This window comes from Thalassovita aquimarina (assembly GCF_018219815.1).
In the GTDB taxonomy this organism is placed as follows: domain Bacteria; phylum Pseudomonadota; class Alphaproteobacteria; order Rhodobacterales; family Rhodobacteraceae; genus Thalassobius; species Thalassobius aquimarinus.
This window is the reverse complement of record NZ_JADMKU010000003.1, coordinates 285,040-306,267: the sequence shown is the minus strand read 5'-3', so window position 1 is coordinate 306,267 and position 21,228 is coordinate 285,040. Positions and strand designations below refer to the sequence as shown.

The 21,228-nt window shown below is 61.6% G+C and carries 20 protein-coding genes, 1 tRNA gene and 1 pseudogene; 14 read left to right on the top strand and 8 right to left on the bottom strand.

The genetic code is table 11. The annotated features are described in order from the left end of the window. Window positions 1-270, top strand: a pseudogene (locus tag IT775_RS05595) (hypothetical protein); the annotation flags it as partial. 452 nt (window positions 271-722) lie between these two features. Here the strand turns inward: IT775_RS05595 and IT775_RS05590 are convergent. Then, a tRNA-Arg gene (locus tag IT775_RS05590) sits at window positions 723-799 on the bottom strand. 94 nt (window positions 800-893) lie between these two features. On the opposite strand from IT775_RS05590, the gene IT775_RS05585 reads away from it, so the two are divergent. Next, window positions 894-1,919, top strand: coding sequence for a LacI family DNA-binding transcriptional regulator (locus IT775_RS05585; protein ID WP_212700099.1), 1,026 nt, complete (start codon window positions 894-896; stop codon window positions 1,917-1,919). A 73-nt stretch (window positions 1,920-1,992) separates the two neighbouring features. On the opposite strand, the gene IT775_RS05580 is transcribed toward IT775_RS05585, so the two are convergent. Further along, window positions 1,993-2,721: a winged helix-turn-helix domain-containing protein gene (locus tag IT775_RS05580; protein ID WP_218958549.1), complete on the bottom strand. Its 729-nt coding sequence runs from the start codon at window positions 2,719-2,721 to the stop codon at window positions 1,993-1,995. Next, the gene (locus tag IT775_RS05575) at window positions 2,669-2,962 is read right to left on the bottom strand and encodes a hypothetical protein (RefSeq protein ID WP_212700097.1); all 294 of its coding nucleotides are present in this window, start codon (window positions 2,960-2,962) and stop codon (window positions 2,669-2,671) included. The genes IT775_RS05580 and IT775_RS05575 overlap by 53 nt, the downstream gene beginning before the upstream one ends. A gap of 185 nt (window positions 2,963-3,147) precedes the next feature. Here IT775_RS05575 and IT775_RS05570 point away from each other — a divergent pair, with 185 nt between their 5' ends. The 3 genes from IT775_RS05570 (at window position 3,148) to IT775_RS05560 (ending at window position 5,499) form a co-directional block, all read left to right on the top strand. Continuing rightward, the gene (locus IT775_RS05570; protein WP_212700096.1) at window positions 3,148-3,630 is read left to right on the top strand and encodes a hypothetical protein; all 483 of its coding nucleotides are present in this window, start codon (window positions 3,148-3,150) and stop codon (window positions 3,628-3,630) included. 42 nt (window positions 3,631-3,672) lie between these two features. Then, window positions 3,673-4,290: a ribonuclease HII gene (locus tag IT775_RS05565; protein WP_212700095.1), complete on the top strand. Its 618-nt coding sequence runs from the start codon at window positions 3,673-3,675 to the stop codon at window positions 4,288-4,290. Between the two features lie 114 nt (window positions 4,291-4,404). Further along, complete coding sequence (locus IT775_RS05560; protein WP_212700094.1) at window positions 4,405-5,499, top strand: site-specific DNA-methyltransferase; 1,095 nt, start codon at window positions 4,405-4,407, stop codon at window positions 5,497-5,499. Window positions 5,500-5,774: 275 nt separating this feature from the next. On the opposite strand, the gene IT775_RS05555 is transcribed toward IT775_RS05560, so the two are convergent. Together IT775_RS05555 and mutY are read right to left on the bottom strand one after the other, a co-directional pair. Beyond that, a complete protein-coding gene (locus tag IT775_RS05555) occupies window positions 5,775-6,911 on the bottom strand; it encodes an alkane 1-monooxygenase (RefSeq protein WP_212700093.1) in 1,137 nt (378 codons plus the stop codon). Window positions 6,912-6,950: 39 nt separating this feature from the next. Further along, on the bottom strand, window positions 6,951-8,012 hold the full coding sequence (gene mutY / locus IT775_RS05550; RefSeq protein ID WP_212700092.1) for an A/G-specific adenine glycosylase: 1,062 nt from the start codon (window positions 8,010-8,012) through the stop codon (window positions 6,951-6,953). A 96-nt stretch (window positions 8,013-8,108) separates the two neighbouring features. Here mutY and IT775_RS05545 point away from each other — a divergent pair, with 96 nt between their 5' ends. The 3 genes from IT775_RS05545 to IT775_RS05535 are packed head-to-tail and all read left to right on the top strand — an operon-like array spanning window position 8,109 to window position 10,416. Then, window positions 8,109-8,621 (top strand): DUF721 domain-containing protein, encoded by a 513-nt coding sequence (locus IT775_RS05545; protein WP_212700091.1) that lies wholly within the window; start codon window positions 8,109-8,111, stop codon window positions 8,619-8,621. 14 nt (window positions 8,622-8,635) lie between these two features. Beyond that, window positions 8,636-9,292, top strand: coding sequence for a DsbA family protein (locus tag IT775_RS05540; protein ID WP_212700090.1), 657 nt, complete (start codon window positions 8,636-8,638; stop codon window positions 9,290-9,292). Then, window positions 9,292-10,416, top strand: a complete 1,125-nt coding sequence (locus IT775_RS05535) for a CaiB/BaiF CoA transferase family protein (RefSeq protein ID WP_212700089.1) — start codon at window positions 9,292-9,294, stop codon at window positions 10,414-10,416. The genes IT775_RS05540 and IT775_RS05535 overlap by 1 nt, the downstream gene beginning before the upstream one ends. 40 nt (window positions 10,417-10,456) lie before the next feature. On the opposite strand, the gene IT775_RS05530 is transcribed toward IT775_RS05535, so the two are convergent. After that, window positions 10,457-11,110 (bottom strand): YggS family pyridoxal phosphate-dependent enzyme, encoded by a 654-nt coding sequence (locus IT775_RS05530; RefSeq protein WP_212700111.1) that lies wholly within the window; start codon window positions 11,108-11,110, stop codon window positions 10,457-10,459. Between the two features lie 102 nt (window positions 11,111-11,212). After that, window positions 11,213-12,130, bottom strand: a complete 918-nt coding sequence (locus IT775_RS05525; RefSeq protein ID WP_212700088.1) for a porin — start codon at window positions 12,128-12,130, stop codon at window positions 11,213-11,215. Between the two features lie 261 nt (window positions 12,131-12,391). Here IT775_RS05525 and IT775_RS05520 point away from each other — a divergent pair, with 261 nt between their 5' ends. Further along, a complete protein-coding gene (locus tag IT775_RS05520; RefSeq protein ID WP_212700087.1) occupies window positions 12,392-12,916 on the top strand; it encodes a DUF3576 domain-containing protein in 525 nt (174 codons plus the stop codon). 53 nt (window positions 12,917-12,969) lie between these two features. Here the strand turns inward: IT775_RS05520 and IT775_RS05515 are convergent, their stop codons facing one another. Beyond that, window positions 12,970-14,229, bottom strand: a complete 1,260-nt coding sequence (locus tag IT775_RS05515; protein WP_212700086.1) for a glycosyltransferase — start codon at window positions 14,227-14,229, stop codon at window positions 12,970-12,972. 147 nt (window positions 14,230-14,376) lie between these two features. On the opposite strand from IT775_RS05515, the gene leuS reads away from it, so the two are divergent. From leuS to IT775_RS05490, 5 genes are all read left to right on the top strand, one after another. After that, window positions 14,377-16,932 (top strand): leucine--tRNA ligase, encoded by a 2,556-nt coding sequence (gene leuS, locus IT775_RS05510; RefSeq protein ID WP_212700085.1) that lies wholly within the window; start codon window positions 14,377-14,379, stop codon window positions 16,930-16,932. Further along, entirely contained in the window at window positions 16,919-17,413 is a 495-nt protein-coding gene (gene lptE / locus IT775_RS05505; protein ID WP_212700084.1) for an LPS assembly lipoprotein LptE, read from the top strand. The genes leuS and lptE overlap by 14 nt, the downstream gene beginning before the upstream one ends. Further along, a complete protein-coding gene (gene holA, locus IT775_RS05500; protein ID WP_212700083.1) occupies window positions 17,410-18,435 on the top strand; it encodes a DNA polymerase III subunit delta in 1,026 nt (341 codons plus the stop codon). Before lptE ends, holA begins: the two co-directional genes overlap by 4 nt. A 72-nt stretch (window positions 18,436-18,507) precedes the next feature. Continuing rightward, on the top strand, window positions 18,508-19,095 hold the full coding sequence (locus IT775_RS05495) for a glutathione S-transferase family protein (RefSeq protein WP_212700082.1): 588 nt from the start codon (window positions 18,508-18,510) through the stop codon (window positions 19,093-19,095). A 211-nt stretch (window positions 19,096-19,306) separates the two neighbouring features. Beyond that, window positions 19,307-20,671, top strand: a complete 1,365-nt coding sequence (locus IT775_RS05490) for a glutamine synthetase family protein (RefSeq protein ID WP_212700081.1) — start codon at window positions 19,307-19,309, stop codon at window positions 20,669-20,671. Window positions 20,672-21,228 lie beyond the last annotated feature (557 nt).

Below are 21,228 nucleotides of genomic sequence, written 5' to 3'. Positions count from 1 at the left end.
GTCCTATGCCTCATCTCGACAACAGGACTCGCACAGATAGCCTCAGAGCGGCAGGAGGGGATCGCCGAGGCGCTTACAATGGACCCGGGCCTTTCGATGTTCGACTGGCCCTCCTTCGCGCAGATCGGGACCGCATTAGGCGGTCAGGGTGTTCTGGTGAATTCCGCTGAGGGCCTCGAAAACGCGATCAGGGCCATTGAAACCCGTGACAAACCACTCTTGATCGAGCTGCGTCTGGAACCGAATGACGTACCGCGTATGCGGATATAGTCTTCTAGTGAGGTGTGTTCCGGATGGAATAGCTGCGGACGACCAGCGCCAATGGGTCCGGCAACAAATCTATCAGTTTCAGAGGTTCCCAAATTGCCGTTTGGTCCGCACCTCCGTCACGCAACCCCGGCCCATTCCATGTCCGCTTGTGTCGGTGTGCGCGCCACGTGAGTTGACCGCTTCGGGCTGGGAGCGGTCATTCGCCGCAAGACAGAGGAAAGGCCGGTATGGGCCGTCTCTACCAGTTCGTAAATATTTACGACGACACGGAAGATGGTCGTAACTGACTGGATATCTCCTACGCTAAGGACGACGATCGGCCGCGTCTCATCTTGCAATATCGATCCCGCGCAATATTCTTGCGGGCGCGAGGCAGAATCCTCTTGACAGTGGGGGTGCATAAACCCGTTAAACCTGCGCTCTTATGCCTCATTGGCAATACCTCGGCTGACTGGCGACCCCGACAGGATTCGAACCTGTAACCTGCCCCTTAGGAGGGGGCTGCTCTATCCAGTTGAGCCACGGGGCCGCGCGGAACCGTCTTAGCCCGGTCGTGTGACTTGAACAAGTCCCGTGCTTCGCGCTAACTGTTAGGTATTCTTTTCCATTTCAGGACACCGGATTTGAGCCGCAATGCCCCCCGCCCCCTGACCCTGCGCGATGTTTCCGAAGCGTCGGGCGTTTCGGAAATGACCGTCAGCCGCGTGCTACGCAACCGCAGCGATGTGTCCGAAGCAACGCGCGAAAAGGTGCTGCGGGCGGCAAAGCAGCTGGGATATGTTCCCAACAAGATCGCCGGCGCCCTGGCCAGCCAGCGGGTGAACCTTGTCGCCGTCATCATTCCGTCGATGTCCAACATGGTGTTCCCCGAGGTGATGACCGGCATCAGCAAGGTTCTGGAAAACACCGATCTGCAACCCGTCGTGGGCATCACCGACTACCTTCCCGAAAAGGAAGAAAAGGTTCTGTACGAAATGCTGTCCTGGCGGCCGTCGGGGGTGATCATCGCCGGGCTGGAACATTCCGACGCCTCGCGCGCGATGCTGCGCGCCGCCGGAATCCCGGTGGTTGAGATCATGGATGTCGACGGCGATCCGGTCGACGCCGTGGTGGGCATTTCGCATCGCCGCGCGGGCAAGGAAATCGGCGAGGCGATCCTGAAGGCGGGGTACAAGCGCATCGGTTTCATGGGCACTAAAATGCCGCTCGATCACCGCGCCCGCAAACGGTTCGAAGGCATGACCCAGGCCCTGGCCAAGGGCGGGATCGAAGTGGCGGATCACGAATTTTATTCCGGCGGATCGGCGCTGGCCAAGGGGCGCGAAATGACCGAGGCCATGCTGAAACGCACCCCGGATCTGGATTTCCTGTATTATTCCAACGACATGATCGGCGCCGGCGGACTGCTTTACCTGATCGAAAAGGGCTATGACATTCCGGGTCAGATCGGGCTGGCCGGTTTCAACGGGGTCGAACTGCTGCAGGGACTACCGCTGAAATTGGCGACGATGGATGCCTGCCGGGCGGCAATCGGCCGCCGCGCCGCCGAAATAATCGTGGCGCGCACCGAAAACCCGGAAGCGGAGGTCGACGACCAGGTCGAACTGACCCCGACGATCAGCTTCGGCGATACGCTGCGGCGGGGCTGATCCACCTGTTTCGCGCAGCGGCGTTCACAGGCGCGGCGAGGGCATTACGCAAACGCCTCAGGCGGGATGCGGGTCAGATCATCCTTATGACGTCCTTGTCGACGGCCAGCATGTAACCCTTGCGCGCGATATTCTTGACCAGCAATTCGCTGACCATCTGGTTGCCCAGCGTGTCGCGCAACCGCTTGATACGGGTGGCGCCGGCGGCCTCTTCGCAGTCTGTCATGTCGCGGCCTGACACCATCGCTTCGATCTCGGCGCCGGACAGCACGTCTTCGTCCATCCGCGCTTCGGCCAGCACCGACAGGGTTTCCATCGCCGCAGCGGTCAGTTTGAAACCCATGTTGTTGAGGTAAACCGTGTTTTCGTCGCGGCTGATCAGCAAGGACGATACTTGAATCCCCGCCTGTTCGATCTGCGCCATGCGGCGGTTCATCCCCACCAGCATGACCAGAAACACCAAGGCCGCGATCAGCATCGCGGTGGCAAAGATCAACAGAACGAAGATCACCATGCGGTAACTGGTCAGCGTGTCTGCAAAGGCGGTGCCCGATTGCGCCAGGATTTCCAGCAGCTTGATTTCGGCCGCCGTGGTCAGGTCGTCATTTTCGATGAAAATCCGCTCCACCCGCGCGTTGAACGCATTGGCGTCCGGCAGGGTGAAGAACAACACAAGCGCCGCCGTCAGCAAAATGCCCACGATGGCGGCGATGCCCGCGACAACGAGCCGGGTTCCGGATCGGCGTATCTCAGTAGCGGAGGAAATATTTTCCGGCACTGGCCTTCCTTTCCTCCAAACCATCGGCCCCGAAGACCGACAGGACATTCAGCAGTATCCAGCCCTCGGCGGCCAACCGGGGTTTCAGTGCGGCCTTGGCCGCGGCCTTGCTGCAATCGCCGGGGATCTGCGCCACGCCGTAATGCAGGCGCAGCGGTGCATCCTGCTTGGCCTTGTAATCGGCATAGCATTCGGCCCGTGCATGGGCTGGTGCGACGAGGGCCAAGCCCAATGTGACCAGGGATGTAAAGACGATCTGTTTCATGCCGCCCAACATGCGCTTTACCGCGGCGTTATTCAATAACCAAAGGGGTTTGCGCCCGCTGTTATCCAATAACAGGCAGGCGTTATTGCCTGTCTTATGGCGGCGGGCCGATCGTGGCGGCACAAGTTTCGCGGCCTTTTCCGGCCGATGCGAATGCTACATGAAAAAGCAAAAGGAAATGCCCCATGTCCCGCAAATTCATCGCAACCGTCCTTGCCGCCTCTCTCGCCGTGACCTCGATTTCCGCCGTACCGGCGCAGGCCGGTGAAGACGACCTGGTCAAACTCCTGGCCGGCGCCACCACGCTATTCATCATCGGAAAGGCGCTCAGCGACAAACCGGCGCGGGCCAGCACTTCGAATGACCGTGATCGCTATTATGACCGCCGCCACGACTACGATCATCGCCACGACGGCCGCCACGATCGCGACCGCTGGCACCGGGATTCGCGCAAACGCGTCCTGCCCGGTTACTGTCGGTCGTCGATCTGGACCCAGCAGGGCCGCATGCGCTTCCTCGACCGGCGCTGCCTGCGCCAGAATTATGCCCATGCGCGCGATTTGCCGAAACAATGCCGGATCACCACCGGCAACAAATCCGGTCACGGCCGACGCGGCTATTCGATCAGGTGCCTAAAAAGGCATGGCTATGAAATCGGCCGCAAATGATCCGGCTTGCAAAATCCGACGCAGCAGGCTTTCTCAGACAGGATGAGCAAACCGGATTACACGATCGAACAATCGGCACACGCGCAGGGATACCTGCGCGTTGCCGGCGTTGACGAGGTCGGGCGCGGGCCGTTGGCCGGCCCGGTGACCGCCGCCGCCGTGGTGCTGGACCCCGACCACATTCCCGACGGGCTGAACGATTCAAAGAAACTGACCGCGAAGAAACGGCAGGCCCTGCTGGAACAGCTTCTGGATCACGCCGACGTGTCCGTCGCCCATGCCAGCGTGGCGGAAATCGATGAACACAACATCCTGCGCGCCAGCCACATCGCCATGATCCGCGCGCTGGAAGGGCTGAAGAACCCGCCCGATCTCGCCCTGATCGACGGCAACCTGATTCCGAAGGGGCTGGGTCTGCCGGCCCGCTCCGTGATCAAGGGCGACGCGCTTTCGCTGTCGATCGCGGCGGCCTCAATTGCGGCAAAAATAAGGCGCGACCAGGTGATGTGGGATTTGGCGCAACAGTTTCCCGGATATGGATGGGAATCAAATGCCGGCTATCCGACCCAAGCGCATCGCGACGCGCTCCGAAATCTGGGCGTGACCCCACATCATAGACGTTCCTTCAAGCCGGTGCACAATATCTTGTATCAAGAGTAAAATGTAAGTGCCTGATTCAAAAAAGAAATTGACCCCGAATCCGGTTTAACTCATCTTTGTCCCCAACCACAGAGCGCAAAAATGCGCCGGGTATTGAGGCAGAGAATGACAACAATGAACAAGAAAAAGGGCGCGGCAGCGCTCCCTCTAAACACGATTCTTGCTGGCGACTGCATCGAAATGATGAACAGTCTTCCCGAGAACTCGATCGATCTGATTTTCGCGGATCCCCCCTATAACCTGCAGCTGAAGGGCGATTTGCACCGCCCGGACAATTCCAAGGTGGACGCGGTCGACGATCACTGGGATCAGTTTTCGTCCTTCGCCGCCTATGACCGGTTCACCCGCGACTGGCTTGCCGCGGCCCGCCGGCTGCTGAAGCCGAACGGCGCGCTGTGGATGATCGGGTCCTATCACAACGTGTTCCGCATGGGCGCCGAGCTTCAAAATCAGGGTTTCTGGATCCTCAACGACGTGGTCTGGCGCAAATCCAATCCTATGCCGAATTTCCGCGGCAAGCGCTTCACCAACGCCCATGAAACGCTGATCTGGGCCTCCAAATCCGAAGGCGCCAAGTACACCTTCAACTACGAAGCGCTGAAGGCGCTGAACGAAGGCATCCAGATGCGGTCCGACTGGGTGCTGCCGATCTGCAATGGCGGCGAACGGCTGAAGAATGAGGACGGCGAAAAGGCGCATCCGACGCAGAAACCCGAATCGCTGCTGCACCGGGTGATCCTGGGCACCACCAATCCCGGCGACGTCATCCTGGACCCGTTCTTCGGCACCGGCACCACCGGCGCCGTGGCCAAGATGCTGGGCCGCGACTATATCGGCATCGAACGCGAAGAAGCTTACCGCAAGGTTGCCGAGAAACGCCTGGCCGCGACGCGCAAATACGACCGCGAAGCGCTGCAGGTTTCGACAAGCAAACGCGCCCAGCCGCGCATCCCCTTCGGACAGCTGGTCGAACGCGGCATGCTGCGCCCGGGCGAAACCCTGGTCAATCCGCGCGGCAAGACCGCCAAGGTGCGCGCCGACGGCACCCTGATCGCCGGTGACACCCGGGGTTCGATCCACCAGGTCGGCGCCGCTCTGGAAGGCGCGCCCAGCTGCAATGGCTGGACCTACTGGAGCATCAAGCGCGACGACAAGGAAGTGCCCATCGACCTGCTGCGCCAGCAGATCCGCTCGGAAATGGGCCACTGATCCATCCCAAGATCACAAGTTACCGCTGGTGCCTGTGACCTGACGCACGGCACTCACTTGCCCCGCCCATCCGGCGGGGCATTTTTGTCAGCGTGAGGGGGCGCCGCCCCCGTCGTGGCAAGCCACGACTCCCCCGGGATATTTCTGAAAAGAAGAAGCCTTTTCCTTGGCTGAAATACCCCCGCCGGAGGCGAAAATCCGGAACGTATTTGCCGCAGGTAAATACGTGGCACATCATGACTGCACGACAGCGCAGCCAATTTGCCAGCGCCCGGTCAGAGCCGCGGCAGTGGCAGCGTGCCGGCTTTGTAGGCCCCCCAATCCTCGATCTCGGGGTAGTATTGCCGCCGCCAAGCGCGCACCTTCGGATTCATCCGGCGCCGCCATAGCGGCGGGATCATCGCGATGAACGCCATCAGCGGATACCCATGCGGCAATTGCGGCGCTTCAGTTTCCTGGTAATTCTGCAACAGCGGAAACCGCCGGTCGGGCTTGTAATGGTGGTCCGAATGGCGCTGCAGGTTGATCATCAGCCAGTTGGTCGCCTTATGCGCCGCGTTCCAGCTGTGATGCGGCTTGACATGCTCATACTTGCCATCGCCCAGATGTTTGCGCGTCAGGCCGTAATGTTCGACGTAATTGGTCAGCTCCAGCTGCCATACCGCGCTGAAGGCCTGCACCACGAACAGCACAACCCCTTCCCAGCCGCCGATGGCCAAGGCCAGCGCGACCGCAGCCATTTGCAGCGCGCCGTAGCGCCAGAACGGGTTCGAGCGGTGCAAAACCGGCAGCTTGCGCCGCCCCAGCATCGCCTTCTCCGCCTCCCACGCCGATTTCGGGCACTCCCGCAGCACCCGGGTAAAGAACCGGTGGAACGCTTCGTTATAGCGCGCCGTCACCGCGTCGCGCGGCGTGCCGACATGGCGGTGATGCACCAGCAGGTGTTCGGAGCGGAAATGCGAATAAAGAACGGTGGCCAGAAGCAGGTCCCCCAGCCACCGTTCCAGCCTGTTTTTCTGATGCATCAACTCGTGGCTGTAGACGATGCCGACCGTGCCGGAAATCACCCCGACCCCGAAAAACAGCACCAGCTTTTCGGTCCACCCCAGATGGGACGCGCGGGTGACATAATAAATCATCCCGTAGATCACCGCGAACTGGACCAGGAACCAGATCATCGTGATCAGCCGGTACCAAAACAGATCGGCGTCGGGCGTTTGCGGATCGGCGTTTTCCAGGTTCAGCCCCAGGATTGCGTCCAGCAGCGTGAACAACCACCACGCCCAAAGCGGCAGCAGCAACGCCCAGTACCCGCCCATCCCGGCGCTGAACACCGCCACCGGGATCAGGCTCAGCGACAGCCAGAACGGCGCAGCGTTGCGGAATCGGCGCAGATTTTCGGCGGGGATCATCCGGACACTCCATTCCCGGTCGCAGGCAGGTTTCGCGCGTCAGGGGCGATCTTCGAACGAAGCACAGGCCAGGTCAAACGCCTTTCGCATCACCGTGGGCAAATCCGACGGACGAAACTGCCCCGGGCCCAGGAAGTCCCCCTCATCGGGCTGCGCATCCATCGGCAGGTCGGCCACCCGGACCGCCAGCCGCAAATGGAAATGGGTGAAGGTGTGGCGCGCCTCCGCCCCCGCATCGCGCCAATGGGCCGCAACCGGCGGGGCGTCCTGCGGCGGGGTTTCGGCCCAGTCCGACCCGGGCCAGCCCAGCATGCCCCCCAGCAGCCCCTTGTCGGGGCGACGCTGTAGCAGGAAGGCGCCATCGGCACGCCGCCCGACATAAGCGATGCCCAGACGGACCGGTTTCGGTTTCTTCGGCAGCTTCTTCGGCAGTTCCGGCGCGGTACCTTTGGTCCGCGCCACGCAGGGGTCGCGCCACGGGCAGATGCCGCAGGCGGGAGATTTCGGAGTGCAGATCGTGGCGCCCAGATCCATCACCGCCTGGGCGTAATCGCCGGGACGGGCGTCCGGGGTCAGGCGGGCGGCCATCTCCGTCAGCTTGGGCTTCGAAGTGGGCAGCGGCACATGCAGGTCATGCAGCCGCGCCATCACCCGTTCGACATTGCCGTCCACCACGGTTTCGGGCAGGTCATAGGCGATCGCGGAAATCGCCGCCGCCGTGTAGGGGCCGATGCCCGGCAGGCCAAGCAGCCCTTCGCGCGTCGTCGGAAAGACGCCGCCATGATCGCCGACCACGGCCCGGGCGCATTTCAGCAGGTTGCGGGCGCGGGCGTAGTAGCCCAGCCCCGCCCATTCCCCCATCACGTCAGCATCTTCCGCCGCCGCCAGGTCCGCGACCGTGGGCCAACGGGTGGTGAAACGGTGGAAATAATCGGTCACCGCCGCCACGGTGGTCTGCTGCAACATCACTTCGGACAGCCAGACGCGGTAGGGATCGGGCCGCACGCCATCGCGCCGTGCCGACGGGCCGACGCGCCATGGCATATCCCGCGCATTGGCATCGTACCAGGCCAACAAATCTTCGGCTCTGGGCCGGTTCATCTCCGCGTCACGCAAACTTTATTCCCCATACTGTCCAATTCGCTGGCGTCCTGCCCGTGCCCTACTAGAATAGCCTGCGAAACTAGGATGCAAGGCATGACCCCAAGACGCAGCACCACGAAGGGATTTTCGCGCACCGCTTCGCTTCTGCAAAAGCAGATTCGCAAGGCCGGGGAATCGCGTGGTTTCGCCGTTACCCGTCTGCTGACCCATTGGCCCGAAATCGTCGGCGAAGACCTTGCCGCCATCGCCCGCCCGGTCGAGGTCAAGTACGGTCGCCAGGGCTTCGGCGCGACGCTGACCATCCTGACCACCGGCGCCCAGGCCCCGATGGTCGAGATGCAGAAGGAGCAGCTGCGCGACAAGGTCAACAGCGTCTATGGCTATAGCGCCATTTCCCGCATCCGCGTCACCCAGACCGCGCCGACAGGCTTTGCCGAGGGCCAGGCCGATTTCAGCTATGCCAGCAAGTCGGCCCCGGAGCCGGCCCGGCCCGACCCCGAAATCCGGCGCGAAGCGGCCGAAATCGCCCGGGGTGCCGAAGACCAGTCATTGCGTGCCGCTCTTGAAGCCTTGGCACAGAACGTTCTATCCAAGACAAAACGATAAGAAAGGTGTTCGACATGAACCGCAGATATGCCTTGGGGCTCATCGGAGCCGCAGCGATTTCCACCGGGGCCTTTTCGCTACTGCCGCGACAGTCGGGTCTGCCCGGTATCGGGGCTGCCTTCGCGGAAGGCGGCAAGGTGGATACATCGGGCATCGTCGAAATGACGATGGGTGCCGAAGACGCGCCCGTGACACTGATGGAATACGCGTCTTTCACTTGCCCGCATTGCGCCAATTTCCACAACGGGCCGCTGAAACGGGTTAAGGAAGAATACGTCGACACCGGCAAGGTGCGCTTCATCTACCGCGATGTTTACTTCGACCGGCCCGGGCTTTGGGCAGCGATGGTAGCGCGTTGCGATCCGAACCGGTTCTTCGGGATCGCCGACCTGATCTATGCCGATCAGCGCGGCTGGATCGGTGAAGGCAACCTGAGCGACATCGAAAAGAACCTGCGCAAGATCGGCCTGGTGGCCGGACTGACGAAGGAACAGCTCGACGCCTGCCTGAAGGACAACGTGAATGCCCAGGCGCTTTACACCTGGGCACAGGAAAACGCAGAGGCGGACGGGATCACCGGAACGCCGAGCCTGTTCATCAACGGCGAAAAATACTCCAACATGTCCTATGAAGATCTGAAGAAGATTCTGGACCAAGAACTGGGAATGTAATGACCTCACCGCTTGAGGGGCTCAAAGTCGTTGAGCTCGCACGTATCCTGGCCGGCCCCTGGGCCGGTCAAACCTTGTCGGACCTTGGCGCCGAGGTGATCAAGGTGGAAAGCCCTGCCGGCGACGATACCCGCCAATGGGGCCCGCCCTTCATCGAACGGGGCGATGACAAGACCGCCGCCTATTTCCATTCCTGCAATCGCGGCAAACATTCGATCACCGTCGATTTCCGCACGCCCGAAGGCCAGCAGCAGGTGCGCGAGCTGGTCAAGGACGCCGATATCCTGATCGAGAATTTCAAATGCGGCGGGCTGAAGAAATACGGGCTCGACTATGACAGCCTGAAAGAAGTGAACCCGCGGCTGATCTACTGTTCGATCACCGGGTTCGGCCAGGACGGGCCTTACGCCCACCGCGCCGGCTACGACTATATCATTCAGGGCATGTCGGGCCTGATGTCGATCACCGGCGATCCCGAAGGTCAGCCGCAGCGCGTCGGCGTCGCGGTGACGGACATCTTCACCGGGGTTTATTCGGTGGCGGGCATCCTGGCCACGCTTTACCAGCGCGAACGCACCGGCAAGGGACAGCATATCGATATGGCCCTGCTGGACGTGGCCGTTTCGGTCACCGCCAACCAGGGGATGAATTACCTGTCCACCGGCACCCCGCCGGGCCGGACCGGCAATTACCACCCGAACCTGACGCCCTATCAGGTGTTCGACTGCGCCGACGGCTACATCATCATCGCCACCGGCAACGATGCCCAGTATCAGCGGCTTTGTGCGCTCTTGGGGCTCGACTGGATGGCCGAGGCCCCGGAATTCCTGAAAAACGCCGACCGGGTGGCCAACCGCCCGCGCATGATCGAACTGCTGATGGGCGAAACCCGCAAGCGCAGCAAGGCCGAGCTTCTGGCAGGCTGCGAGGAACGCGGCATTCCGGCGGGGCCGATCAACGACATGGCCGATGTGTTCGCCGATCCGCATGTGCAGGCGCGCGGGATGCAGGTGGAACTTGACGGGGTGCCCGGTATCCGCTCACCCTTCCGGTTCTCGGATGCCGAGCTGAAACTGGACCACCCCTCGCCCAGGCTGGGCGAAAGCTACAAGGCCGGAAAATGACATGTTTTCCGGCCTGTAGCCCGGCCCGGAAAACTGACGCCTAGCCGTAATCGCGTTCTCCGAAAATGGCCGATCCGACCCGCACATGGGTCGCGCCCTGGGCGATCGCCTTTTCGAAGTCGCCGCTCATCCCCATCGACAGTCCCTTGAGCCCGTTGCGTTCGGCGATCTTGGCCAGCAAGGCGAAATGCAGCGACGGTTCCTCGTCCACCGGCGGGATGCACATCAGCCCGATCACCGGCAAGCCCAGGTCGCGGCATTCGGCGATGAAGGCATCCGCCTCGCCCGGCATCACCCCGGCCTTCTGGTCCTCTTCGCCGGTATTCACCTGGATGAACAGATCCGGGCAATGGCCCAGTTCATCCGCCAGCCGCGCCAGCGTCTTGGCCAGTTTCGGGCGGTCCAGCGAATGGATCACCTCGAACAGTTCCATTGCCTGGCGCGCCTTGTTGGTCTGCAGCGGGCCGATCAGGTGCACCTCGACCCCCTCGAACCGTTCGCGGAAATCCGGCCATTTCCCAGCCGCTTCCTGCACCTTGTTTTCGCCAAACAGCCGATGGCCCTCTTCCAGCACCGCCTCGACCCGTTCGTTGGGCTGCACCTTGGACACGGCGATCAGCTTGACGCTGCCGGCTTCGCGGCCTGCATTCTTTTCGGCCTTGGCAATGCGGGCGCAAATCTCTTCAAGACCCATTTTCATGCCTCCTGTCTGTTCGCAGCAAGAAAATAACCTGCGGATCAAAAAGAAAAGGGCAGGTCAAACGACCTGCCCTTTCCCTGCAATTTCCGTTCTGAATTAGAACGAGAAGAATGCACCCATCGAAACGACGGTGTCGTCGGAGTTGTCGTCGGTCTGAGTGATGCCGCCTTCCAGCGAAACGCCACCGCCGAGGTCGTAGCTTGCGCCCAGACCGTAGGATTCGTTGGCGCCGTTGTCTTCCGAAGCAACAAAGCCGTAGACGTTCAGAGCGGTGCTCACGTCGTAGGCGCCTTTCAGCGACCACTTCGAAGCCGAAACGCCATCGAATTCGGTTTCGCCGTAGGCCAGAGCAACGTTTGCCGCGCCGAGCTTACCGCCAACGCTTGCGAACAGAACGGTGTCGTCGTTGTCGAACTCTTCGTAGGCTGCCGCCACGGTGTAGCCCGAGAACTCGTAGTTCGCGCCGATACCATAGCTGGTGTCGGTGCTGTGCGCGTGCAGGCCCAGGCCGCCCATGCTGTACAGGACTTCAACGCCGTCGGTTGCGCCGGCACCTGCGGAGCTGTACGCGGTCCAACCAAAGTAGGCATTGGGATCGCCAAGCGCCGCGTTCGACGAGGTGTTGGTTGCCAGCGAGTGGAAGCCGTTACCTTCAAGGCCAACGCCTGCCGATTTGGTCGGCATGTACAGGTTCGGAGCGGCTTCGACGACGCCCAGGATGTTGCCCATGGCCAGGGTGAAGCCACCGGTGGTCATGTAGAAGCGTGCACCGTTGCCGCCGGCGTTGGCTGCGTTTTCTTCGGTCTGGAAACGCTGGCGCGCACCAAAGGTGATGCCGCCGTCGGTTTCGGTCGACATGTCGAACTGCAGGCGCAGACGGCTTGCGGTGGTCCAGTCATCAGCGTTGTCGCTGTAGCTAACGCCAAAACGGCCATAGCCGCTGATCGACACGTCTGCAGCAGCCACGCCTGCGGTAGCAACCAGAGCGGTCGTTGCGAGAATGAAGTTTTTCATCGTTGTTCCCTCGGTTTTTCAATCAAGCGCCCCAAAACGGGTAATCCGATTTGGGTATGGCAACTCTCTCACTCTTTTGGGGGGGCTTTTGCAAGCAATGTGGCCGGCCTATCCGCAAAGCGTGCTGAAAATGGTGCAGCTTTGCCACAGTCCTGTCTTCGCCCCGCCGCGCCGCCCGCTTGGCAAAATAACTAATCCCTTGCCCGCGCCCCGGCGCTTGGGTAGGACGAAGATGGATTTTTCAGAAGGGTAAGGCCGCACATGATTTATTCGCGCGCGATCAAAACCACGATTGCAGGGCTGGCACTCGCATCACTGGCGGCCTGCGGCGGTGGGGGCATCGGCCTCGGCGGCTCCCCGGGAACCGAAGTTCCGGCAGAGAACAGCAATTACGACAAAGCGGGTATGCCGCTCGAAGGGCGTTCGTCCATGCGCACGACCGGCTCTTCGTTCTTCGACTTGTTTCGTCGCACCGACGGCGACCTGCAAGTTTCGGTGAACCGTTACATCTGGAACGCGTCGCTGGAAGTTCTCAACTTTCTGCCGGTGCAATCGGTCGATCCTTTCACCGGCGTGATCGTGATGGGATATGGCACGCCGCCGGGCGGTGGCCGGGCCTATCGCGCGACCGTCTATATCAAGGATCCGGCGCTTGAGGCGCGGTCGCTGGTGGTGGCGATGCAAACCCGTGGCGGGCGCCCGGTCAGCGCTGACACCCAACGCGCGATCGAAGACGCGATTCTGGCCCGCGCGCGCCAGCTGCGGATCAAAGACGGTAGGTTCTGAATCAGATTCGGATCGACCCGACAGACAAAGGCGCCGTTTCGCGGCGCCTTTTTTCAGTCTCCGACAACGCCCGCCCTCATCGCTGCCAGCCTTTCGATCCATTCCATCTGCCGCGGCAAGCAGCTGCTGACCAGATCGTAGTTCCGGACCACGTGCTGGCGCGCCGCACGCCCCAGCTCCGCCCGCATTTCCGCGTCCTCCATCAAGCCGCAAACTTCCTCGACCAGCTTGTCACCATCGAAGAAATCCACCAGCCGGCCGTTTTCGCCATGCCGGATCGCTTCCTTCAGCGGCGCGGTATCGCTGGCAACGATCGCGGCCTCGGCGCTCATCGCTTCGAACAGTGACCAGCTGAGCACGAAAGGATAGGTCAGGTAGACGTGCACGCGGCTGACCTGCAGCAGCGAAATGAACCGGTCATAGGGAATGCGGCCCAGGAAATGCACCCGGTTCCAGTCCGGCGTCGGGATGCGGCCGCGCACCTCGTCTATGAAAATCTGCTTCCAGGTCCGCCCCTGCGGCGGGCGCGCTCCATAGCTCACCTCGTCGCCGCCAACGATCAGCACCCGGGCATTGGGCCTTTCCTTCAACAGCCGGGGCAACGCGCGCATGAAGATGTGGTAGCCGCGATAGGGCTCCAGGTTGCGATTGACGAAAGTGACCACCTCGTCGTTCCGCGTCACAATGGACCCGTCGGGCAATTCCAGCGCGGCGTCCCGGTTCGGCACCACGTGATCGGTGTCGATCCCGTCATGGATCACGCTGATCTTTTCGCGAAACTCCGCCGGGAAGGTCCCGGCCTGAAATTCGGTCGGACTGATGCCGAGGTCACCGATCTTGTAATGTTCCCGGTTGTTGAGGTTCTTCAGCCGGATTCGCAGCTTTTCGGCCTCGCCCGTTCGCGGCTGGAATTCGGGGTCGAAGCCCAGGTGGGCGGTATCGGACAGGTGGTAAAGTTCGTAGTAAAGCCCGATCCGCGCCTCGGGCCAGACATCGCGCAGGAACAGGGTTTCGCCCCAACCCGGGTGCCCCACGATGATATCGGGGGTGAACCCGTGGTCACGCAGGTTGCACGCCGCGTGGAAACAGGCCTCGGCCCGGATCACCTTGGTGTCGAAATCCAGAACCCAAGGGTGAATGCCCGCGCCCTGCTTGCGCTTGATGCCGTAGGGCAGGATACGCACGCCCTTCCAGGTCTGGGATTCCTTGACCCGCAGTGTCAGCGCGACGCATTGATGCCCGGCCGCCGCCAAGGCGGGGGCGAGGTGTTTGTACTGACCGGGAAAATTCTGGTGAATGAAAAGGATCTTCATCTGTTCGCCTGTAATGCTTTCGACCTTTATACCGCGCCTTTTGCCACAGCAAAGACCCGCATTTTTGCGGTTACCCACTGGACCGCAAGATAAAGCCCGCATATCACCCGTTGCGACGATGCGATGCTCAAAGCCAAGGAATACGACATGACCCGCTATTCGGCCGCCGAAATCGAAGGCAAGTGGCAAGAGGCCTGGGAAAAGGCCGAAATCTTCAAAGCCGTGCGCAGCGCGGACAAGCCGAAGTACTACGTGCTGGAAATGTTCCCCTATCCGTCGGGCCGCATCCATATCGGGCATGTGCGCAACTACACGATGGGCGACGTGATCGCGCGCTACAAGATTTCGACCGGCCACAACGTGCTGCACCCGATGGGCTTCGACGCCTTCGGGATGCCCGCCGAAAACGCGGCGATGGCATCGGGCGGTCATCCCAAGGACTGGACCTATTCCAACATCGACACGATGGTCGCGCAGATGAAGCCGCTGGGATTCGGGCTCGACTGGTCGCGCATGTTCGCCACCTGCGACCCGGAATATTACGGTCAGCAGCAATCGATGTTCATCGACTTCATCGAAAAAGGGCTGGTCTATCGCAAGAACGCGGTGGTGAACTGGGACCCGGTCGACATGACCGTTCTGGCCAACGAACAGGTGATCGACGGCAAGGGCTGGCGTTCGGGCGCCGAAGTGGAACGCCGTGAACTGACCCAATGGTTCTTCAAGATCTCCGATTTCTCCGAAGAACTGCTCGACGCGCTGGACGCGCTGGACGACTGGCCGGCCAAGGTGAAGCTGATGCAGGCCAACTGGATCGGCAAATCGCGCGGGTTGCAATTCGCCTTTTCGCTGATCGACGGCCCGCATGGCGCCGACCGGGTCGAGGTTTACACCACCCGTCCCGACACTCTGATGGGCGCGTCCTTCGTCGGCATTTCCCCCGATCACCCGCTGGCCAAGACGCTGGAGCGCGAGCGTGAAGACGTCGCCGCCTTCTGCGCCGAGGCGCGCAAGGGCGGCACCACCGAGGAAGCGCTGGAAAAGGCGGAAAAGCTGGGCTTCGACACCGGGCTGCGGGTGCGCCACCCGTTCGACGACAGCTGGGAACTGCCCGTCTATATCGCCAACTTCATCCTGATGGATTACGGCACCGGCGCGGTCTTCGGCTGCCCGGCCCATGACGAACGCGATTTCGAATTCGCCACCAAGTACGGCCTGCCGATCATCCCGACCTTCGAGCCGGTCGAGGGCGAGTATCCCGAAGACGCCGCATACGTACCGCTGAAAACCGAAAAGGTGCGTTACGTGAAGGGCTTCGCCGGCGAGGAAATCCAGACCGGCGACGATGCAGTCAACGCCGCCGTCGATTTCTGCGAATCCAAGGGCATCGGCCAGGGCGTGACCAAGTTCCGCCTGCGTGACTGGGGCCTCAGCCGTCAACGCTACTGGGGCTGTCCGATCCCGGTGGTGCATTGCGACGCCTGCGGCGTGGTGCCCGAGAAGAAAGAAAACCTGCCGGTCAAACTGCCCGACGATGTCAGCTTCGACATTCCCGGAAACCCGCTTGACCGGCACCCGACATGGCGCGATTGCGAATGCCCGAAATGCGGCGCCCCGGCCAAGCGCGAAACCGACACGATGGACACGTTTGTCGATTCGTCCTGGTATTACGCCCGTTTCACCGCACCGCATGCCGAAACGCCCACCGATCCGGCCGAAACTGAATACTGGATGAATGTCGACCAGTATATCGGCGGGATCGAACACGCGATCCTGCACCTGCTCTATTCGCGCTTCTTCGCGCGCGCGATGCATATCTGCGGCCACCTGCCGGAGAAATCGAAGGAACCGTTCAACGCGCTGTTCACCCAAGGCATGGTGACCCACGCGATCTACCAGACCAAGGGCGCCGATGGCCGTCCGGTCTATCACTATCCCGAAGACGTGGAACTGCGCGACGGCAAGGGATTCCTGAAGGACGGGACCGAGGTGGAAATCATCCCTTCGGCCAAGATGTCGAAGTCTAAAAACAACGTGGTCGACCCGGTGCAGATCATCGAACAATACGGCGCCGACACCGCGCGCTGGTTCGTGCTGTCCGACAGCCCGCCGGAACGCGACGTGGAATGGACCGCATCGGGCGCCGAGGCAGCCAGCAAGCACCTGGCCCGCGTTTACCGCATCTGTTCCGAAATCGCAGCCAGCGATGCCGCAGACAACGCCAAGGAAGACGAAGCGCTGCTGCGCGCGATGCACAAGGCGATTCACGAAGTGACCGTCGGCGTCGACAGCTTCGGCTTCAACACCTCGATCGCGAAGCTCTACGGCTTCACCAACACCTTGGCGAAATCCAAGGCGGGTGCCGCTGCGAAGAAAGAAGCGGCCAAGACCCTGGCACAGCTGATGTCGCCGATGACCCCGCACCTGGCCGAGGAATGCTGGCGGATTCTGGGCGGCGAAGACCTGATCGCGAAGGCCGCATGGCCGGTGGCGGATGAAAAGATGATGGTCGATGAAACCGTCACCATGCCGATCCAGATCAACGGCAAGCGCCGTGCGGAAATCAGCGTGGCCAAGGACATGGCCAAAGAAGAGGTTGAAAAGCTGGTTCTGGAACACGAAGCTGTGGTGAAGGCCCTCGACGGGGGCCAGCCGAAAAAGCTGATCGTGGTTCCGGGACGGATCGTGAATGTGGTTGTCTGACCGTAGACATTTTCTTCTGACACTTGCAGCCGCGGCCCTGACGGGCTGCGGCTTCGCGCCGGTCTATGGCACCGACGGGGCGGGCAAGGCGCTGCTGGGCACCATCGCGGTGGAGGCGCCGAAAACCCGTGACGAACAGATCCTCGTGCGGGAAATCGAAACCCGGCTGGGGCGGCCAGCGGTCACGCGCTATGCGCTCAGCTACACGCTCGACATCCGCGAAGAACGGATGGCGATTTCAGCCACCAACATCACCACGCGCTTCAACCTCGTGGGCCGTGCGCAATACACGCTGACCGATGCCGGCTCAGGCGCGGTGATGGCGCAGGGAAGCGTCGATCAGTTTACCGGCTATTCCGCCACCGGCACCACGGTGGCGACGCTGGCCGCCGAACGTGATGCGCATGAAAGGCTGGCGAAGATTCTCGCCGATCAGATCGTGACCCGGTTGATCGCCGCATCGCCGGGGCTGACCCCATGAAACTGACCAGCCGCGACGCCAATCGCTATTTCGCCAAACCCGATCCGTCGCGGACCGGGATGCTGATCTACAGCGCCGACGCGATGCGGGTGGCGCTGAAACGGCAGGAAGTGATCGAGGCGCTTCTGGGCCCCAACGGCGAAGAGGAAATGCGCCTGACCCGCATCCCCGGCGGCGAACTGCGCAAGGATCCGGCGATGCTGCTGGACGCGGTCAAATCGATCAGCTTCTTCCCCGGCCCGCGCGTGGCCTTCGTGGAAAACGCGACCGATGCCAGCGCCCCGGCCATTGCCAACGCGCTGCAGGACTGGTCCGATGGCGACGCCCAGGTGATCGTGACCGCCGGGCAGCTCAAGGCCAGTTCGAAACTGCGCAAGCTGTTCGAAAACCATCCCAACGCCTATGCGGTGGGCCTGTATGACGATCCGCCAACGCGCGAGGAAATCGAGGCCGAACTGGCCCGGTCCGGCCTGACGCAAGTCGATCCGCAGGCGATGACCGACCTTACCACCCTGTCGCGCGAATTGTCGCCGGGCGATTTCCGCCAGACGCTGGAAAAACTGGCGCTCTACAAGCTGAACGATCCCGACCCGGCCAGTTCCGACGATGTCGCCGCCTGCGCCCCCGCCACGTCCGAGGCCGCGCTGGATGACATCCTGAACATCGTGGCCGAGGCACGAACGGCCGAGATCGGCCCGATCCTGAACAAGCTGCAGGCGCAGGGCGTCAACGCGGTCAGCCTGTGCATCAACGCGACCCGGCATTTCCGTACGCTCTATGCCGCCGCCGCGGATCCCGGCGGCGCAGCGCAGGGCGTGGCGCGGATGCGGCCCCCGATCTATGGCCCGCGCCGCGACCGGATGATCCGGCAGGCCCAAGCCTGGGGCGCGCCGAAACTGGAAACCGCGCTAACGCTGCTGACCGACACCGACCTGCAACTGCGGTCCGCCGGGCAACGCGCCCCGGCGATGGCGCTGGTCGAACGGATGCTGATCCGCCTGGCGATGCTGGCGCGGCGTTGAATGCAACGAAGCGTCCGGGTGGATTTCCCGGCCGATTTGCGGTCTGCTGATTCCCAACAGGGAGGAAATGGCATGTATGAAGTGATTGGTCATCCATCGAGCCGCGCTTTTCGGGTTCTGTGGATGCTGGAAGAAATGGGCGAGGCCTATACCAACATCCCCGCCAAGCCGCATTCGCCCGAAGCGCTGGACTGCAACCCCTCGGGCAAGGTCCCCGCATTGCGTATCGATGGGCAGGTGATCACCGATTCCACCGCGATCATGACCTATCTGGCCGACAAGCACGGGCAACTGACCTATCCCGCCGGAACGATCGAACGGGCGCGGCAGGATGCGGCGACACATCAGATCATCGATGAGCTTGACGCCGTTTTGTGGATGGCGACGCGGCACAAGATCATCCATCCCGAAAACCGCCGGGTGCCTGCCGTCATCGATAGTCTGAAATGGGAATACGAACGCAATATCGGCCATATCGCCGACCGGTTCGTCGGACCCTTCGTGATGGGCGACAAGATGACCATCGCCGACATCATACTGACCAACTGCCTGAATTGGGCCTTCGCCGCGAAATTCCCCGCAGCGCCCGAAAAGCTGACCGCCTATGCCAAGGCGATGCGGTCGCGCGACGCATATAAACGGGCGACAGGGAAGCCTTAAGCGCCCCCGGTTTCATTCCGGATTCGGTCCAGGTGACGCGAAAATTCGTCAATCCGAATTTTTTGATCAAATTACACCCGGTCCGGATTGACACCCCATGACCCTTGGGAAAGTCTTGCCACGAAATCGCGGCCCCGGGCCGACAGCGCAGGCCGCCGCGCCCGCGCTTTGCCCCGGACCGCGACATAAGACAAAAGGCGAGGACCCCGGAATGACAGGCCTGATGACATTCGACGAACTGAAAACTGCCGTGGCGGATGCCGACATCGACACCGTTCTGGTCTGCACGATCGACATGCAGGGCCGCCTGATGGGCAAGCGCTTCCATGCCCAGCACTTCATTGACGACGCCTGGGAAGAAACCCATTGCTGCAATTACATGCTGGCCACCGACATGGAAATGGCGACGCCCGATGGCTATGCCGCGACCAGTTGGGCGGCAGGGTACGGTGATTACATCATGAAGCCCGACCTTGGCACGATCCGGCCGGTGCCGTGGCTGGAGGGCACCGCGATGGTGCTGTGCGACCTGCTGGACCACCAAAGCCATGAAGAGGTCGAACACGCCCCGCGCACGGTGCTGAAGAAACAGATCGCCAGGGCCGAGGCGATGGGCCTGACGCCCTTTACCGCGACCGAACTGGAATTTTTCCTGTTCGCACAAAGTTTCCAGGACATCACCGATTCCGAGTTTCGCGATCTGACCCCGATTTCCGGCTACAACGAAGACTACCACATCTTCCAGACCACCAAGGAAGAGGCGATCATGCGCCCGGTGCGCAATCACCTTTTTGCCGCCGGCATCCCGGTGGAAAATTCCAAGGGCGAAGCCGAGGCCGGCCAACAGGAACTGAACATCAAGTACAGCACCGCGCTGAAAACGGCCGACCACCATTCGATCGCGAAGCATGCCACCAAGGAAATCGCATGGCAAAACGGCCATGCTGCCAGTTTTCTGGCCAAGTGGCGCGCCGACCGGGTCGGATCGGCAAGCCACGTTCACCAGTCGCTTTGGCGTAACGGGACGAACGCCTTCTATGATGCGGATGCCAAACACGGGATGTCCGATTTGATGCGCAGCTATGTCGCCGGTCAGATCAAGTATGCCCGTGACATCACACTGTTCCTGGCGCCCTATGTGAACAGCTACAAGCGGTTCCAGAAAGGCAGCTTCGCGCCTACCAAAACCTCCTGGTCGGTGGACAACCGTACCGCCGGTTTCCGGCTTTGCGGCGAGGGATCGAAATCGGTGCGGATCGAATGCCGGATCGGCGGATCGGACCTGAACCCCTACCTTGCGACCGCGGCACTTCTGGCCGCTGGGCTGGCCGGGATCGAGGAAGGCCTGGACCTGGCCCCGCCGATCACCGGGGACGTCTATGAACGCGACGACGTACCCGAGGTGCCGCGCAGCCTGCGCGAGGCGACCACGATCTTCCGCGACTCGAAGATGCTGCGCGTGGCGATGGGCGATTGGGTCGTCGACCACTACACCCGCGCCGCCGAGGTCGAGCAGGAAGATTTCGACAACGCCGTCACCGACTACGAATTGCGTCGGGGCCTGGAACGCGCCTGAGTGCAGCGGGGTCTGCCGGTCGCGATGCGCCCCGCCCCGGCGCGGGCGCATCCCGTTGCGGAGCGGCGGCATCAACAGCCCCCTCCCCGCTGGCGGCGCCGCAATTGGGCAAGCCTGCCACATTTCCGCCACATATAGGCAGTCGGAGCGAATCAGGCCTGATTTCGGCCCCAAAATCTACACTTTTGGATGTTTTTCGAATCACCTTTCGAGAAATTCAGCCCCACATTTCGGACAATCTAATGAAATTAAGCCCACTGTTTATCAACTTACATCGACTTAGAGTTGTTTTTTAACCAAATGTGTCATTATCTTGTCCGCCTTTTGGCCATACCAAACGGTTAGTCCGGTTGCCCCCGTCCCTTCGGAAACATGCGACGCGACCGGTGGTTTTGACATTTCCCGTCAATATTTCGCCTTCGCCGGGCAAAACAGACGGGAACGAAAGCCAAACCTGAAAGGAGTGCTACTGTACATGCACCTTCATCAATTGCTTTATAACGCGCCATATTGCCCCCAATTACGCGACAGTTACGACGCACAGAGCGTCAATTTTT